Below are 16,827 nucleotides of genomic sequence, written 5' to 3'. Positions count from 1 at the left end.
CATGACGATGGTACGGGATATTCTGGGTTATTGCAAAGCAGGTGGTGGTTTTCCACTATATGGCGCGGACCCTTGAAATGGGGCGCAAAGGTTGGATTAAACACCGATTATCATCTTGATTGGTAAGGCGATTTTTTTTTATGCGGCTGGGAATTTTTCGTTCATTCAAAATTGTTTTGCATGAATAAGAAAATCGAATGGCCTTTTTTCACGGTTCCAGGCCGCTTCAGGCGGTCAGTTTTGCGTACAGCAGTGGCAATTCACGGGGTAGTTGGGATGGCTTGTGGATTACCACATAACTGCCGCTACCAAACAGGTAGGGCAGGTAGTCATTTGCCCGGGCATCGATAGTGACGCAGAAGGGTTGCAGTCCCTGCTGACGGGCTTCATGGATAGCCTGACGGGTATCTTCAATGCCGTAGCGCCCCTCATATTTATCCAGGTCATTGGGTTTTCCATCGGTCAGAATCAGCAACAGCCGGCGACCGGCGGGTTGTTCCCGCAGGATGTTGCTGCTGTGTCTTATAGCTGCACCCATGCGGGTGTAATAGCCCGGCTTTATGGCATCGATACGACCCCGGACAGTGCCGCAGTAGTGTTCATCGAAGTTTTTCAACTGATGGACCCGGACCGGATCCCGTTTGCGGGAGGAGAAGCCATACATGGCGAACTGATCGCCGGTGGCGGAGAGGCTTTCGGCGAACAGGAACAGTGAATCACGGATCACGTCAATGACCCGGCTGTGGTCATTGACCCAGGTGTCGGTTGAGAGAGACAGATCGGCCAGCAGCAGACAGGCCAGGTCCCGGGCACCAACCCGCAGATCCCGGTAGAGTCCGTCACTGGTGGAGGTGTGGCCCGCCGCCCGATCACTGGCAAAGCGCAGATAGGCATCCAGGTCGATCTCACAGCCGTCCTGCTGGCCCCGGTGCCAGATGCGGGCCGGTGTCAGGTGCTGAAACTGGGCACGCAGTTTTTTAGCTGTTCTGCGCAGCCGCTCGGGTAGCTCCATGGAGCGCGCATCGGCCGCCATCATGGGCAGGATGCGGCACTGTTCCGGTACCAGTTTCTGTTTCTTAAAGTCCCACTCCGGCAACAGAATACCTTCGCCAAGAACCCGGTCATCATTGGCCTCCGAGGGCAGGTCCAGGTCGAAGCGCAGTTTGCCGGCCGACGCCTTGGCATCGCGGCTGACACTGAGGCTGTCCATATCCTTGAGGGCGTCGGCGGCGCTGTCCAGATCATCGTTCTCTTCCGAGCCCCGATCCAGGTTCATGAATTCGCCCCAGGTGAAGATATTTTCCATCCGAATGGTGATCAGGCCCTGGTCCTCTTTATCCGGTTTTTTGGCGCGCTCCGCCGTGTGCCGTTGCTGGTCGTCGATCTCCTTGGTTTCGCCATGGCCACGCCCCCCTTCCTGGTCTGGTGTGTCAGCGCTGCCGGGGGCCGTAATGGGCGGGAAGGGGTGCAGCCAGAGAGGCACCGGCTGTGGTGGTCTGTTGGCAGACGGCAGCCGGTCGATGCTGCCGGGTTTCAGCAGGGCCTGGCGAATAGCGGTCTCCTGGGCAGCTTCTGAGGGTGGTAAACGATCCGCCGGCATACGCTCCGCCAGATGGGCCTCCACCAGCTGCTGGTAGCGGCTGGTTATGCCGGGGTAATCGTGCAACGTTTTTACTGTCAGGCGCTGGTTCTTGGCGATCCACGCCTCTTCCTCCTGGTGATCCCCGACCGCCAGAGCCGCCAGCCAGGTATAGAGGTAGTGGTTGAGTTGCCGGTGGGGAAAGTAGTCGATGGTGGCTGGCAGTCGCAGTGAGCGTTGATCACGCCAGGCCAGTTCGACCCGTTTGTTGCTGCCGGCCACACGGGCCAGCAGACCCCGCCGGGCACCGTGACGGGTGGCTGGTGCGGCGGAGACCTCCAGGCCGCCATCGCCGCCCAGGGCACGGAACAGAATGCCGATGCGCAGTTCGATCTCCTCCAGGTGCACCGCCGCATCCGGATACCGGGTGTTCGCCATACGGGTAATGATGCGGTGCCAGAGTTCGCCAACTTTCTCTTCCATATCTAGGGTTCCTGGCAACTGGTGGAGATCGGCGCAGAGGGTTGCCGATGGTTTGTACCGGAAGGGGATGGCTTGGGCCTGCTTGAGATATCACGTCCTGTGACAGCTGCCATCGCCTGTTGATCAGCAACCCAGCTGAGCAGACCGGGGCGGGCCTGTTGCGCCTGTACCTGGGTACAGGCGGAGATGCACTGGGCGCATTCGGTACAGGTGAACATTTTGCGTTTCACCGAACGGGGCTTGAGTCGCATGGGGCAGGCGTTGTCGCAGGCATTGTTGCAGTCTGAGCAGAGACTGGCCCGCTGGCGATCGAATCCCACCACCATGCCCCTGTCATTGGCCATCCAGGCGAGGCTCTGAAACAGACCCACCGCACAACCGAAACGACAGAACAGGTGCCGGGCGAACATGAACTCGATGAATAACAACAGGGTGCCAATACCCAGAAAGCGCATCTGGTTGGGAGTCAGGGAGAGGGTCAGCAGATTGTGGTAGATCTCCACCGGCGGCAACAGATAGGTGAGCAGGGATAACGCCCAGAGAAAGGCAAAAAAGAGGGCTGCCAGCACGGTGACGGGCCAGAAACGCCGATCCGGTTTCTGTATGGTGCCGTTGGCCTGTAGCTCCGGCAGTGGATTTTTCTCCCAGATACTGGGTTTACCGCTGGCCCGGTACATCAGTCTGTTGATGGTCTCCACCACGGAAAAATGGGGACAGAGCCAGCCGCAGTAGAGTCTGCCATAGCGCCAGGCGGTCCAGATCAGCCCTCCGCCCACCAGCACGATGGGCAAAAAGCCCCGAAATATGAGATTGATCGCCGCCTGTCCGGGCCCGATATCGCCGCTGATAAAAGCATCCAGCCCCAATGTCCAGTGCTGCCCCAGGAAGAAGAAATGGTTCCGGGTCAGATCAAAGCGAAACAGATCCAGGGGCGGGGCCAGTATAAACAGGCAGAAAAATCCGGTCTGGAACCAGAACCGGTTGATCTGCTGCCGGGTTGCGCGTTTGATCAGACCCATGAAGTACTATTTGCCAAAAGCGATCTGGACAATTTCCATCAGCGCCGCGGTAGTCTCATCGTCATCCGTCAACGGTTCCACCATGGCGGCACGACAGGCCTCCACAGGGTCATAACCACCGAGAATCAGGGTTGCTGTGTAGACCAGCAGGCGGGTCGATGCCGCCTCTTCCAGATCGTGATCCTTGAGCGCGCGCAGGCTGTTGGCCAGGTTGACCAGCCGTTTGGCGGTGGCGGTATCGATACCGGTTTCGCCGATTATCACCTCCTGCTCCAGATCGCTGCTGGGGAAGTCAAACCGTGCCGCTACGAAACGTTGCCGGGTACTCGGTTTCATCCCCTTGAGCAGATTCTGATAACCGGGATTATAGGAGACCACCAGCATGAACTCGGGCGGTGCATGGAGAATTTCGCCGGTGCGCTCGATGGGCAGAATGCGACGGTCATCGGTCAACGGATGCAGCACCACCGTGGTGTCCTTGCGTGCCTCCACCACTTCGTCCAGGTAGCAGATCGCACCTTCCCGAACCGCCCGGGTCAGGGGGCCATCGCTCCAGTAGGTGCCGTTTTCCCCGATCAGGTGGCGCCCCACCAGATCAGCGGCGGTCAGGTCATCATGACAGGCCACGGTATAGACCGGTCGACCCAGTTGGGCAGCCATGTAGTTGATGAAACGGGTTTTGCCACAGCCGGTCGGTCCCTTGATCAGCATCGGCAACTGGTGTTTGAAGGCGTGTTGAAACAGCTCAACTTCGTTGCCCTGGGGTTTGTAAAATGGCGTTGCGGGCGCCAGAGTCTGGCTTGCGGCCTGGGGTGCGTTACTCATGCGATCAATCCCGTAATATATATTGGTTTAATAAGATAACGTGAAGGCAGTGGCGATCAGAGCGCCGGGGATGATCAGCCAGACTGACACAGGCCAGCGCCACAGTCCACGCAGTTGGCCAAGTCCCATGAAATAACTGCCCACCAGATGGCCCTTGATAATGGCGATGCCCAGCACCAGCAGGGAGATCTGGAGACCGCCCAACCCCTGTTCACCGATCGAGTAGGTGACAAAGGTCAACAGGATCAGGATGCCGTATACCCAGGTGCTGGGGAGTATGCCGAGAAAAGGTTTGTTGCTCATGGGTTACCTCAGCGCATGACGTAAACGAGTGGGAACAGGATCAACCACACCAGGTCCACCATATGCCAGTAGGAGGCGCCGGTCTCGACGCCGGTGTGCTCCTGTACGGAATAGCCACCTCTTTTCGCCTTCAGTGCGACGGCTGCCAGGATCACCATGCCCATGATGACGTGCATAAAGTGGAAGAAGGTGAGGGAGAGGTAGAACATGTAGAAGGTGTTGGTGCTGAGATTGATCCCCAGTTCGATGTGGTGGCTGTATTCGGCTGATTTCACCACCAGGAAAACCGCCCCCATGAACATGGCGGCAACCAGCCAACGGCTGCAGGCGATGCTGTTGTTCTGTTTGATGGCGGATACCGCGCGCACCACGAAATAGGAGCTGGTGATCAGGGCCAGGGTATTGATCAGGGCCGCCTGGCGATCCAGATGGAGCTGGAACTCATTGAACAGGGCAACATGATTCATGCGGGTGAAGGCGTAGGCGCCAAAAAAGACCGCGAATACCGACAGCTCCGCCAGAATGAAGATCCAGATCGCCAGGTCTCCCGGTGGATAACGGTTTGGCTGATCAGTAGCCTCTGGCAGCTGATCGGAATTGAGTGTGTCTACCGCCTCTGTCATCGATTGAACTCCGTGAAAGATCCGTTATTGGTCCGAATGGAAATCCAATTGATCTTTGTAAATCAGTCGGTTAATGGGAAGTTACAGCTAATCTACCAGAACCGCCTCGGGTGGCGACTTGATCAAGGTTAAATAGGCGGGGAAATATCCAACTATTTTTGTCAGGTAAAGGGTTTCGCCTGGCTGGACAGCCTTGGGCGAGAAACGCAGGGAACCCCGTAGGGGTGGCGGGGTGGAGCGGGGTTTTGGTTACTTTTACCCGTAAAAGTAACCCGGCCCAATGGGCCGGATCCCCGGTTTAAAAAAGAATTGATCTGCTATAGGAATTCGCCCGGCCTACGGCCTTTTGGCGAGGTACTTTTGTGGCCAAAAGTACCCAAAACCCTTTCCCCGGTCAGCCTGCCCTGCGGGTACTCTGCGCTTCTCGGTCTGAGCGGCGCGTGAAAAAACTCGCCGCGTCGCGGCTCAGACAATTTCACGCTTGATTCCGCTCAGCCCTGCGATGCTCGACAGGCTGAACGGGGAGGTGCACTGATATACAGCCTGCCAATCCGCTTGTCCTTCATATAAAAACTTCATTCTAAGTTTAGGCTTCGTAGGATAGCCCGACTTCCACGCCACCGTGTATCGCAGCCGGCGACGGAAAACGGCGCGCATTTGTCTGAGCGCAGCGAGTTATGCGCGCCCCGTCGCTGGCGAGAAACGCAGGGAACCCCGTAGGGGTGGCGGGGTGGAGCGGGGGGGTTTGGTTACTTTTACCCGTAAAAGTAACCCGGCCCGGAGGGTCGGAACTCCTTCTTAACTAAAGACTCTTCGCTGCTAATAGTTAAGAAATACTTGAGCAGCGAAAGGCATTTCGCCCGGCCTGGCGGCCTTTAGCGAGGTACTTTTGAGGCTAAAAGTATCCAAAAGCCTCTCCCCGGTCAGCCTGCCCTTCGGGTACTCTGCGCTTCTCGGTCTGAGCGGCGCGTGAAAAAACTCGCCGCGTTGCGGCTCAGACAATTTCACGCTTGATTCCGCTCAGCCCTGCGATGCTCGACAGGCTGAACGGGGAGGCGCACTGATATACAGCCTGCCAATCCGCTTGTTCTTCATATAAAAACTTCATTCTAAGGTTTAGGCTTCGTAGGATAGCCCGACTTCCACGCCACCGTGTATCGCAGCCGGCGACGGAAAACGGCGCGCATTTGTCTGAGCGCAGCGAGTTATGCGCGCCCCGTCGCTGGCGAGAAACGCAGGGAACCCCGTAGGGGTGGCGGGGTGGAGCGGGGGGGTTTGGTTACTTTTACCCGTAAAAGTAACCCGGCCCGGAGGGTCGGAACTCCTTCTTAACTAAAGACTCTTCGCTGCTAATAGTGAAGAAATACTTGAGCAGAGAAAGGCATTTCGCCCGGCCTGACGGCCTGTGGCGAGGTACTTTTGTGGCCAAAACTGCCCAAAAGCCTTTTCCCGTTCAGCCTGCCCTTCGGGTGCTCTGCGCTTCTCGGTCCGAGCGGCGCGTGAAAAAACTCGCCGCTGTGCGGCTCAAACAATTTCACGCGTATCTCCGCTCAGCCCTGCGATGCTCGACAGGCTGAACGGGGAGGGTACACTGATATACAGCCTGCCAATCCGCTGGTTCTTCATATAAAAACTTCATTCGAAGTTTGGGTTCCGCAGGAAGATCCGACCTCCACGCCACCGAGTATCGCAGCCGGCGACGGAAAAAGGCGCGCATCTGTCTGAGCGCAGCGAGTTATGCGCGCCCCGTCGCTGGCGAGAAACGCAGGGAACCCCGCAGGGGTGGCGTGGTGGAGCGAGGGTTTTGGTTACTTTTACCCGTAAAAGTAACCCGGCCCAGTGGGCCGGAACTCCTTCTTAACAAAGACTCTTCGCGGAATACGTCCATTCCTGGCTAAAGCCGCTCCCGCACATCCTTGTGCTGCGCGGCATAAATCCATCCCTGGATAAAAAAGGCCGGCTCAAGAGCCGGCCTGGGTTAAGACTTACCCATCCGGGTATCAGGTCTCGGCGATCACCGCCTCCGGCTCACTCTGCCCGATGAAGAAGCTGGCGATGTAGACCACCAACCCGACAAAGAACATCAGGCCGGCCACCTCACGCAACCAGTAGAACAGGGAGATCTGATCCTGTACCACCATGAACGGCTGGGGATTCTCCGCCACCCGTTGCAGATAGACCTGCAGGATACCGGCACCGGTCAGGAACAGGGTGATGAACACAATCGCCACCGTCATCAGCCAGAAGCCCCACATCTCCAGCACCTGCTGTTTGTTGCTGTTGGCCGCGGTGCGACCCCGCAACAGCGGCATGGCATAGGAGATAATAGTCAGACTGATCATCACGTAGGCACCATAGAAGGCCATGTGACCGTGGGCCGCCGTGATCTGGGAACCGTGGGTGAAGTAGTTGACCGGAGAGAGGGTGTGCAGGAAGCCCCACACGCCGGCCCCCAGGAAGGCCATCACCGCCGTACCCAGCGCCCACAGGGTAGCCGCCCGGTTGGGATGGTTACGCCGCCGCTTGTTGACCATGTTGAAGGCGAACACGGTCATCATGAAGAACGGAATCGGCTCCATGGCGGAGAACACCGAACCCCACCACTGCCAGTACTCGGGAGTACCGATCCAGAAGTAGTGGTGGCCGGTACCGATCAGGCCGGTAATCAGGGCCATGGCGATAATGATATAGAGCCACTTCTCGATCACCTCCCGATCCACACCGGTCACCTTGATCAGCACAAAGGCGAGGATAGAGGCCATGATCAGCTCCCAGACACCCTCAACCCAAAGATGCACCACCCACCACCAGAACATCTTGTCCAGCACCACGTTGGTGGGGTTATAGAAGGCGAACAGGAAGAACACCGCCAGGCCCACCAGTCCCAGCATCATCACCAGGTTGATGACGGTCTTGCGGCCCTTGAGGATGGTCATGCCGATATTGAACAGGAACACCAGGGCCACCACCACAATACCGAGCTTGGTGATGGTGGGCTGCTCCAGGAACTCACGCCCCATGGTGGGCAGCAAGGCGTTGCCGGTCAGCTCGGCCAGGGTGGCGTAGGGGACCAGCAGGTAACCGGCCACAGTGAGGGCCGCGGCGACCAAAAAGACCCAGAACATCAGCTTGGCGAGCATGGGGCTGAACAGCTCGGTCTCGGCCTCTTCCGGGATCAGGTAGTAAGCGGCCCCCATAAAGGCCATCAGCAGCCAGACGATAAGTGCATTGGTATGCACCATACGGGCGACGTTGAACGGGATATAGGGGAACAGGAAGTCCCCGATCACATACTGCAGGCCGATGATCAGACCGAACAGGATCTGTGCGGCAAACAGCGCGATGGCAGCCATGAAATAGAGCTTGGCGACCGATTGAGATTGATAAGTCATGGTTAAAACTCCCCCTTAACCCTGAATGTTTGGCGGCCAGTCGGCGGCATTGATCTCGGAGACATACTTCAGGAACTCGGCGATGGCATCGAGCTCATCATCGTCGAAGTTGAACTGAGGCATGCTGCGTCGCCCGGGAATCCCGTTGACGGGGCGGCTCTTGATAAAGCCGATAATGCCGTCTTTGGAGTTGCCGAAGCGCTTGTAGACATTGCCCAGTTCGGGCGCGAAATAGGCGCCCTCGCCGAGCAGTGTGTGACAGCCGATACAGTTGTTCTCTTCCCAGAGCATCTTGCCCTTGGCGACCTGTTGGCCGACCGGGCCTTCGAGTGCGGCCCGGTTATCGCGGTTGGGCAGTTGGCTGACCGAATCAAAGGTCAGGGCCAGGAAGAGGAGGAAAAAAAACGCAGAACCACCATAAAAGATGTTCCGCGCCATGGTCTTTGTGAAGGCCTGAGCCATTATGCTAACTCCTATGCGGATCGAATATGCAGGCCGATTACAAAGCAAAGCAGACAGGTTGGGCATTGACCTTAATCAAGTTCGAAAAATGACTGACTGTTTTTGTAAACTAATGCCACTGAGCAGCAGGAAAGGAGCGGCCCGATTTGCTGTGAATGGGGCAGATCGGGAAATTGATCGGCGATGTTTGAGGTATAGTGAAGCCTTCATGGTAAACAGTAATCAGGCGGGCATGAGATGGTTAAAAAAAGTGCGGTATGGTGGATGGCGATCTGTCTGTTAACCGGTATCGGTGACAGTGTGGCGGCGGAGAAGTGGCTGACCCTGCCGCCGGCCAGTATCGCCCAGTGGTACAAGCCGCAGAATGAGCGCCAGGTCTGGCTCCACACCATGTTCAGCCTGAGACGGGAGATGCAGGCCATTACTGAATATGCGGCGGCTGATGAGCAGGCGCTGACCCGGAAATGGATTGAACGTTTCGCCGGCCATTATCTGAAGATTGCCGAGATGGTGCCGGAGTGGAAGGATGAACTGGAGTATCAGTGGCTGGAACGTCTGCAACTGGCGGCAGGTGCGGGTGACCGGGATGGCATTGAGCGGGCACTGCGCAAGATCGGCCAGGGGTGTAACGCCTGCCATCGTGAATACCGGGCAGTGACTGCCATGCTCTACCGGACACCGGAGTTCGGAAACATCAGCATAAAGAGTTCCGCTGATGGATCGACTGAACAGTTTGCCGATGTGATGGAACAGCTGTCGCTGCTGGTCAACCGGATCAAGATCGCCACGGATGACGACAGGCATGGCGTGGCGCTGAGTTCCCTGCGAGAGTTGCGCTCCAGGCTGGATGACCTGGGGGAGAGTTGTGCCAGTTGTCACAAGGATCCGGCACCCCGGGAACGTTTCCTGGGGACGCTCACCAGCGCAGCGTTACAGGATCTGGAGCGGGGCATCAAGCAGGGTGATAAAAAACTGGCCGGACGTTCGCTGGGTGGGGCGGCGGTATACGCCTGCGCCCGTTGCCATGCGGTACACCGCGCCCCTTACGACATGCGTGAAACCCTGCTGCCCTAGCTGGATTACTGACCGCTCCAGCGCAGCGCTGCCGCTTGGTGGGATCCCCAGAGTCCCCGCTTTTCAGCCTGCGCCTGCTGCTGGCGGGCTGTCAGTTCGGTCTTGATATCCTCGGCAATGGTGGCCCGTGACAGCACCACCGCGTAACCGTCACTCACCATCATCAGGTTCAGCGAGTGGTGATCCTTGTAGACAAACACCGGTATGCGACCGTAGCGGTCGCTGCGGGTCAGATCCCCCACCACCTGGATCTGATCGCCCGGTGAAATCAGCTGTTTGAGATGTGCTGTGGCGGCATTGCCCAACTCCAGCAGCATATCGGATGACAGGCCGGTGCGCTCCAGATCCCGGCTCAGTTTTGGATTGGCCTGATCCTCCGGTGCATCAATGCCGGCCAGTTGCAGACGCTTCACGTGCTCCCCGACCTGTACTGTGATGGTATCGCCATCCTCGATCGCCACCAGCGGATAGTGGCTGCTCTGCTCTCCCAAGCTGATGGAGCTCCAGGCGAACAGGGTAATCAGTGGCAGAAGGTAACTTTTCATCATGGGATTCCTGGGTCTGGTTAAAGGTGCCGCATGACCGGTTACCGGGGTAACCAGAAGACGAGGAACAGGCAGAACAGCACCAGGCCGATCCAGAACAGGATAAACCTTGGCCGGGCGCCGGCCCGGTAGCCCCGGGTCTGAAAATGGGAGACAGCGCCACAGTGCGGGCACTCAGCCACGTCATTATCGATTTTCTTGCCGCAATAGAGACAGTTGACCTCTGTATCGCCCATCCGGTTGGTTTCCCGATCTAGTGGCTGGTGCCCGCCGAGCGGGTCAGCTTGTTGTGTACGTTGTATTTACCCGATGGCTTTTTCATGGGCAAGCGTTTCACCTCTTCCAGCGTGTTGGCGTCGTAGATGACCAGCCCGCCATCATCGTCCCAGATGCTCACCAGGGCATACCTGCCATCCTTGGTGAACTCCACGTGGGCGGAGGTTTTACCGGGTGCCGGAACCAGGGTCTTGACGATCTCCAGGGTCTGCTTGTTGATCACGTGCATACGGTCCCGGTGGGGACCGAAAAACACATCCACCCAGGCGTAGGGGCTCTGTTCGTGACTGCGGATGAAGAATCCGGGGCCATCGGTCCGGATCTGCTTGATCACTTCCCAGGTTTTGGTGTCGATGATGGAGACCTGGCCCTGTTTGATGTTGGGGGTGGCCAGTACGGTACGATCCCGGTACTGCCAGGTAATACCGGAGCTGAGGTGGGGCATGCCGGGCAGTGCCACGTTGGCCACGGCCCGCTTCAGATCCAGATCCACCACCTGGCCGGAACCGTTGCGGGTGGTGCCGATGATCTGGTCATAACTCTGGGTCATGAAAAAGTCGTCCAGGTAATCCTTTACCTGAATGCGCCGCAGGGCAAACGGCTCCTCCTTGCGGGCGTCGCCGGACTCCTGGTTGTAGTCGTGTACCCAGCCGGAGAAGCCGGCCGGTGGTTCGTCCAGGTAACTGATCTCCCACACCTCGGGGATATCTTTCAGGGCCGCTACAAAGCTGTTGCGGGGGTCGGCGGTGTAGACGGCGCTGACCCGGGAGCTGTTGCCCTGCTTGTCCTTGGCTTCAATCACCTTGATGGGGGAGAGATCCCGGGCATCCAGCACAGTCAGGGTGTGGGGCAGGTAGTTGGCCACGATCACATAACGGCCGTCGTGGGAGACCGCCAGGTTGCGGCTGTTGATGCCGGCGCGCACCTCGGCCACGTAGGTGAGGTTGAACACATCGAACTTGCTGATCCAGCCGTCCCGGGAGGCGAAATAGATATAGCGTCCCCCGTCGGCCCATTTGGGTCCACCGTGCAGGGCGAAGCGGGTAGGCAGGCGGAAGATCGGCTCGAAGGTGTCACCGTTCAGCAGGGTGGCGTGGTGATCCCCCAGTTCCACCACCATGAACAGGTTGTCGATAGCGGCCTCGAACAGCGGCCGGTCGGGCAGTGAGCCGGGCTGATGGTAGATAATCTGGCTGGCCCTGATCTGGGCCATGCCCCAGGTGGGAACCCGATCCAGCGGGGTATAGACCAGCTCCACCAGGGACTGGATCTGTTCCTTATCCAGTTTATCTCCGAAGGCCGGCATCTGGGTGGCGACGCGACCATCCCGGATCACCTGGATGGCACTCTTCTTACGCAGCCGTTTCAGGTTCTCCGGCAGCAGGGCCGGGCCCATGATGCCGAGCCGGTCGGCGCCATGACACTCGGCGCAGTGCTGTTTATACAGGGTGTCAGTGGAGATTGGGGTGCTCGCCATGGTCAGGCTGCAGATGCCCAACAGACCGAACGTCAGACAGATGGATAACAGCCCTTTCATCGTTCCGCGGCCGCCGGTCGGGTGATGCCGATCTCCTCATCGGTCAGATAACAGGCCGGGTCTTCCGCCCAGGCGTCATTGGTCAGCTGCAGGGCGCGCACCCGGGTGTTGCCGCCACAGATATCGAAGTAGGCGCACTCACCACAGCGACCGCCAACCTTACGGGGGGAGGCCTTCAGACCGGCCATGATGGGGTCGGATGTGTCCTGCCAGATCTCCGAGAAGGGGCGCGCTTTGACGTTGCCCAGATTGTAGTGCCACCACATGGTGTCCGGGTGGACATTGCCCTGGTTATCGATATTGGCGATGTTGACCCCGGAGCTGTTGCCGCCCCACTGGGCCAGTTTGGCACGGATGTGCTCCACCTGCTGCGGATAGTGACGTGCCACCCAGTGCAGCAGGAAGACGCCGTCGGCATCATTGTTGCCGGTGACGAATTCGGTCTTTTTGCCCCTCTTGATATCAGCCAGGGCACGCTCGAACAATAGTTCCATGGCCCAGCGGGTGGTCCGCAGAAACGCGTCGGTCTCCCGGTTCTTGTTGCCGCGTCCGGCGTAGTTGAGGTGGGAGAAGTAGAACTTGTCGACCTGTTCCGCATCCATCAGCTCCAGCAGCTGGGGTAACTCGGCGGCGTTGTCCTGGGTCATGGTGAAGCGCAGGCCCACCTTGATATTCCGGTCGCGACAGAGCCGCAGGCCATGCAGGGAGGCCCGGTAGGAACCCACCTTGCGGCGGAACTTGTCATGGGTCTGTTCCATGCCATCGATACTGATGCCCAGGTAATCAAATCCAACTGCGGCGATCCGCTCGATATTGTTTTCATCAATCAGGGTGCCGTTGGTGGAGAGGGCGGTATAGAATCCCATCGCCTTGGCCCGGTGGGCGATGTCGAAAATATCCGGCCGCATCAGGGGCTCACCGCCGGACAGGATCAGCACCGGCACGCCGAACTGCTTCAGGTCATCCATCACCCCGAATACCTGGTTGGTGTTCAGTTCGTTGGGGAAATCCTTGTCGGCCGAGATGGCGTAGCAGTGTTTGCAGGTCAGATTGCAGCGGCGGATCAGGTTCCAGATCACCACCGGGCCGGGCGGATTACGCTTGGGTCCCAGGGGCTTGGGATCGAGGACCTCTTGCATGAACTGTGTGATGCGAAACATGGCGTACCCCGAAGGCTATTTGTCGGAAACCAGACGCAGGCCGGTTTTCTTGAGGATGCGGGAGCTGTAGAGAATCTCATGTCCCCGATTGTCGTCGCCCAGCAACTCGGCGATCCTGGTCACTTTCTGTTCAACCTCTGCCCGGTCCCTGCCATGTACCATGGCGAACAGGTTGTAATTCCATTCGGGCGGGTGGCGGGGCCGCTCATAGGCGTGGCTGACAAAATCGAGTTGACCGATCAGCGCGCCGTAGTGGCTGATTTTGTCGTCCGGGATGTCCCAGACGGTCATGCCGTTGCCCCGGAAACCGAGTGTGTAGTGATTGGGCACCGCACCGATACGGCGGATCACGCCGCTCGCCAGCATCCGTTGCAGGCGCGTCATCACCTCCCCGCTGCTGCTCTCCACCTGGGCGGCGATGGCGGCGAAGGGTTCCGGCACCAGGGGCAGGCCCGACTGGGTGGCCAGGATGATGCGGCGATCCAGCTCGTCCAGGGTGGTGGATAGGGCTTCTGTCATGGCTGGAAACACTCCATTGGTTGCCTGTTGATCGGACCGGTCTGCACTGTTCCGTTACACCTCGAACTTCAGCCCGATAAAGAACTCCTGCAACTTGGGCATATTGTAGACCCGGAAACCGGTGCGCTGCTCGATCTCTTTCAGTACGGCGTCGATACGTTCCGGGGTTTCGGTGGCCAGTACGAACCACATGTTAAAGGCGTGATCCCGGGCGTAGTTATGGGCCACTTCCGGAAAACTGTTGACCTGTTCCGTAACCTGTTCGTAGCGATCCTCGGGGATGCGCATGGCGCAGAGGCTCAGTCCGCCGCCCAGGCGTTCAGCGTGGTACATGGGACCGAACCGGGACAGCTGTTTCTGGGCCAGCATGCGCTCCAGCCGCTGGATCAGTTCCTGCTCGGTGATACCGAGCTGTTCTGCCGCGGCCTGGTAGGGGCGTTCACAGATCGGAAAGCCGCCCTGGTAACGATTCAGGATGGCCCGATCGATGTCATCCAGCGCGGGGGTCATTGGTAGCGGGCTCCGCGCTGTTTGAAGCGGCGACCGCTGAACAGCACCTTGTGGGGAATGTCGCTCAAGCCCTGGCTCTCCACCAGCCGGTCAATATAGGCGAGCACTTTTGACCGTTCCTGTCCGTGGATCATACAAAACAGGTTGTAGGGCCAGTCCGGCAGACGCCGGGGGCGCTGATAACAGAGCGTTATGCACTCCAACGCGCCCAATCGTTCCCCCAGTTCATCCAGCCGCTCATCCGGTACATCCCACACCACCATGGCATTGGCGGTATAACCCAGTTCGCGATGACGAACCACGATGCCGAGGCGTTTGATGACACCGCTTGTCAGCATGGTGTCGATGCGGTCAATTACGGCCTGTTCATCCAGCCCGATCCGTTCGCCGATCGCCGCGTAGGGGTGACTGGTGAGTGGCAGACCACCCTGGATTTCGGCAATCAGTTGGTAGTCCTGTTCGTTCAGCACCATAGCGGGAATCCCAGGTCGATGTGAAACTGCTTTTCCAACGGCAGGTTGAGGATGGCATAGCCGGTTTCCCGCTCCATCTCCTGCAGCACCTGTTCCAGCCGTTGCTGATTGGGGGCGGTGACCACGAACCAGAGGTTGTAGTGATCTTCCCGTTCGTAATTGTGATTGACCTCGGGGTAGGCGCTGATCCGCTCAGCCACGCTCTCCAGCAGTGCTTCCGGTACCGCCATTGCCGCCAGGGTGCTGGTGCCGACTTGTCGCGGTTTGAATACCGGACCGACCCGGCTTACCACCCCCAGTTTTTGCAGGCGATCGAGAATCTTCAGTACCAGGGCCTCACTGGTGCCGAGTCGTTCCGCGATATCCCGAAACGGGGTCGGGGAGAGGGGCAGCCCCTTCTGGTATTCGTTCAACAGGCGCTTCTCAAGGTCGTTCAACGGTATTGCATCCTTGGTCTGGTTGTGGCGCATGATCGATGCTGGTGTTGCCATATCAGAGTCCTGTGGTGTGTGCGCGAGCGGTGAAAAAGATCCCGCTGGGACTGGCGGCCGGTAAGCTGTGGGTCATTTCCAGGCTGCGGGTGTCGTAGACCTGGATCTCATTCCTGTCCCGGATGGAGATCCACACCTCTTCGCCACGGGGGGCGAACTCCATGTGCAGCGCGCCCTTGCCCGGTTTGAGGGTCTTGATCACCTGCAGTGTTTCAGTGTCGATCACCTGGATGGTGTCATTGTTGGGGAAGGCGAAATTGACCCAGATCTGGCGCCCATCCGGGCGTGCCATGACAAACACAGGTTGGCCATAAACCGGGATCTTGCCGACCGGTTTCCAGTCGCCCCGTTCCACCACCAGCACCTGGTGGTGTCCGACCCCCGGCAGAAAGGCGCGGTTGCCGGCCATGGCCCAGCCTTCCAGATGGGGCATCTTGTAGACCGGCAGTTTCTGTTCGCCCTTGCCGTAGTCTTCCAATATCAATCGGGTGCCCTGTTCCGGGTGCCACATGTCCAGCAGGGCCAGGCCATCCTGGCCGAACAGGCCGGCAATGTAGTAGCGGCCATCCTTGGTGATCAGCCCATCATAGGGCTGCTGGCCGATATGCTCATACTTGTGGATCTGCGGCTTGGTGGGATCGCTCATGTCCACGATCCAGGTCTCACCGGTATCATAGAGACTGAATACAAAGCGCTGTCCCGGCGCATCCACCAGGCCGACGGTTTTGGCGCGCTTCTCGCTGTTGACCGGTGTTGCAGGAATATCGGCCACCAGGCTGAGATCGCTGGCCGAGAAGATCTTCACCCCACCCGGTTCGTAATTGGAGACCGCGATCAGATTACCGTCCTGGGAGATGGCGCCGCCAATGCTGTTGCCACCCTGCACAATCCGGTGGGTGATGGTGCCGCACAGGATGTCCAGCCGGGTCAGACCGCCGTCACGGCCAAACACGTAGGCGTACCGCTCATCCGGTGAGTAGACTGCCGAGGCGTGGGAGAGATCCCCCAACCCCTCGATCCTGAACAGGGCTTTATGGGCACGCCGGTCCACCACCTGTACGCTGCCGTCGGCCCGTTCTATCACGATGCCCATATCGCCCGTGCCCCGGGTCAGACACTGGGCCGAGACCTGGCCGGAAAAGAGCAGCAGTGCGGAAAACAGGTAGTGCGATATTTTCATCAGTGGGCACCTTGTTTGAGTTGCCGGGCCAGCCAGAGGGCCTCTTGTTCTGACATAAAGGGTTTCCAGGGTGGCATGGGGGTTCCGGGCCTTCCCTGGAGGATGGTTTGGGTGATGAACTGGATGTCGTAGGGAGCCAGTCTGTCGGCGCCCAGGGAGGGCCCCAGGCCACCCTTGAGCCGCATACCGTGACAGGCGCCGCAGTCCTGTTTCAGCAGGTAGCGGAGCTCCGCTTTGCGTTCGGGACTGATCTCATCCGCCGTCGCCGGGACAGTCCCGGTAAGGAGCAGTAGAGTGATGAGAATGATGATTCCGGGCATTCAGGTTACTCAACAAGTTCTGGTTGGATGTTCAAGTTGGCTCCCCTCACGGGATA

At 58.7% G+C, this 16,827-nt stretch carries 18 protein-coding genes; 1 reads left to right on the top strand and 17 read right to left on the bottom strand.

Features of this window, described 5'->3' with window-relative positions:
* Positions 1-226: 226 nt before the first annotated feature.
* From AAY24_RS09045 to AAY24_RS09015, 7 genes are all read right to left on the bottom strand, one after another.
* Positions 227-2,062 (bottom strand): nitric oxide reductase activation protein NorD, encoded by a 1,836-nt coding sequence (locus AAY24_RS09045; protein WP_046859406.1) that lies wholly within the window; start codon positions 2,060-2,062, stop codon positions 227-229.
* Between the two features lie 2 nt (positions 2,063-2,064).
* Positions 2,065-3,081: a 4Fe-4S binding protein gene (locus AAY24_RS09040; RefSeq protein ID WP_046859405.1), complete on the bottom strand. Its 1,017-nt coding sequence runs from the start codon at positions 3,079-3,081 to the stop codon at positions 2,065-2,067.
* A gap of 6 nt (positions 3,082-3,087) precedes the next feature.
* Positions 3,088-3,906 (bottom strand): CbbQ/NirQ/NorQ/GpvN family protein, encoded by an 819-nt coding sequence (locus AAY24_RS09035; protein ID WP_046859404.1) that lies wholly within the window; start codon positions 3,904-3,906, stop codon positions 3,088-3,090.
* Positions 3,907-3,933: 27 nt separating this feature from the next.
* The gene (locus AAY24_RS09030; RefSeq protein WP_046859403.1) at positions 3,934-4,209 is read right to left on the bottom strand and encodes a cytochrome C oxidase subunit IV family protein; all 276 of its coding nucleotides are present in this window, start codon (positions 4,207-4,209) and stop codon (positions 3,934-3,936) included.
* Positions 4,210-4,217: 8 nt separating this feature from the next.
* Complete coding sequence (locus tag AAY24_RS09025) at positions 4,218-4,832, bottom strand: cytochrome c oxidase subunit 3 family protein (RefSeq protein WP_046859402.1); 615 nt, start codon at positions 4,830-4,832, stop codon at positions 4,218-4,220.
* 2,000 nt (positions 4,833-6,832) lie between these two features.
* On the bottom strand, positions 6,833-8,224 hold the full coding sequence (locus AAY24_RS09020; RefSeq protein WP_046859392.1) for a cbb3-type cytochrome c oxidase subunit I: 1,392 nt from the start codon (positions 8,222-8,224) through the stop codon (positions 6,833-6,835).
* A 15-nt stretch (positions 8,225-8,239) separates the two neighbouring features.
* Complete coding sequence (locus AAY24_RS09015) at positions 8,240-8,686, bottom strand: c-type cytochrome (RefSeq protein WP_046859391.1); 447 nt, start codon at positions 8,684-8,686, stop codon at positions 8,240-8,242.
* A 237-nt stretch (positions 8,687-8,923) separates the two neighbouring features.
* Between AAY24_RS09015 and AAY24_RS09010 the strand changes: the two genes are divergently transcribed.
* Positions 8,924-9,760 carry a cytochrome c gene (locus tag AAY24_RS09010; protein ID WP_082117094.1) on the top strand — a complete coding sequence of 279 codons (837 nt, stop codon included), beginning with the start codon at positions 8,924-8,926 and terminating at the stop codon, positions 9,758-9,760.
* A gap of 5 nt (positions 9,761-9,765) precedes the next feature.
* On the opposite strand, the gene AAY24_RS09005 is transcribed toward AAY24_RS09010, so the two are convergent.
* From AAY24_RS09005 to AAY24_RS08960, 10 genes are read right to left on the bottom strand one after another with little or no spacing between them, the layout of a single operon-like run.
* Positions 9,766-10,308, bottom strand: coding sequence for a thermonuclease family protein (locus tag AAY24_RS09005; RefSeq protein WP_046859401.1), 543 nt, complete (start codon positions 10,306-10,308; stop codon positions 9,766-9,768).
* 38 nt (positions 10,309-10,346) lie between these two features.
* On the bottom strand, positions 10,347-10,541 hold the full coding sequence (locus AAY24_RS09000; RefSeq protein ID WP_046859400.1) for a protein nirD: 195 nt from the start codon (positions 10,539-10,541) through the stop codon (positions 10,347-10,349).
* 17 nt (positions 10,542-10,558) lie between these two features.
* Positions 10,559-12,118, bottom strand: coding sequence for a nitrite reductase (locus AAY24_RS08995; RefSeq protein WP_046859399.1), 1,560 nt, complete (start codon positions 12,116-12,118; stop codon positions 10,559-10,561).
* Entirely contained in the window at positions 12,115-13,278 is a 1,164-nt protein-coding gene (nirJ, locus tag AAY24_RS08990) for a heme d1 biosynthesis radical SAM protein NirJ (protein ID WP_046859398.1), read from the bottom strand. The genes AAY24_RS08995 and nirJ overlap by 4 nt, the downstream gene beginning before the upstream one ends.
* A gap of 15 nt (positions 13,279-13,293) precedes the next feature.
* Entirely contained in the window at positions 13,294-13,797 is a 504-nt protein-coding gene (gene ahbB, locus AAY24_RS08985; RefSeq protein WP_046859397.1) for a siroheme decarboxylase subunit beta, read from the bottom strand.
* 54 nt (positions 13,798-13,851) lie between these two features.
* Positions 13,852-14,307: an Lrp/AsnC family transcriptional regulator gene (locus AAY24_RS08980; protein ID WP_234422145.1), complete on the bottom strand. Its 456-nt coding sequence runs from the start codon at positions 14,305-14,307 to the stop codon at positions 13,852-13,854.
* The gene (gene ahbB / locus AAY24_RS08975; protein WP_046859396.1) at positions 14,304-14,780 is read right to left on the bottom strand and encodes a siroheme decarboxylase subunit beta; all 477 of its coding nucleotides are present in this window, start codon (positions 14,778-14,780) and stop codon (positions 14,304-14,306) included. Before ahbB (AAY24_RS08975) ends, AAY24_RS08980 begins: the two co-directional genes overlap by 4 nt.
* Entirely contained in the window at positions 14,771-15,271 is a 501-nt protein-coding gene (locus AAY24_RS08970; RefSeq protein WP_082117093.1) for a winged helix-turn-helix transcriptional regulator, read from the bottom strand. The genes ahbB (AAY24_RS08975) and AAY24_RS08970 overlap by 10 nt, the downstream gene beginning before the upstream one ends.
* Position 15,272: 1 nt before the next feature.
* Positions 15,273-16,451, bottom strand: coding sequence for a cytochrome D1 domain-containing protein (locus AAY24_RS08965; RefSeq protein WP_046859395.1), 1,179 nt, complete (start codon positions 16,449-16,451; stop codon positions 15,273-15,275).
* On the bottom strand, positions 16,451-16,771 hold the full coding sequence (locus tag AAY24_RS08960) for a c-type cytochrome (RefSeq protein WP_046859394.1): 321 nt from the start codon (positions 16,769-16,771) through the stop codon (positions 16,451-16,453). Before AAY24_RS08960 ends, AAY24_RS08965 begins: the two co-directional genes overlap by 1 nt.
* Positions 16,772-16,827: the final 56 nt, after the last annotated feature.

It is taken from the genome of Sedimenticola thiotaurini (assembly GCF_001007875.1).
GTDB classification, from domain to species: Bacteria; Pseudomonadota; Gammaproteobacteria; order Chromatiales; family Chromatiaceae; genus Sedimenticola; species Sedimenticola thiotaurini.
The sequence above is the reverse complement of the archived record's forward strand: the minus strand, read 5'-3'. Positions and strand labels throughout refer to the sequence as shown.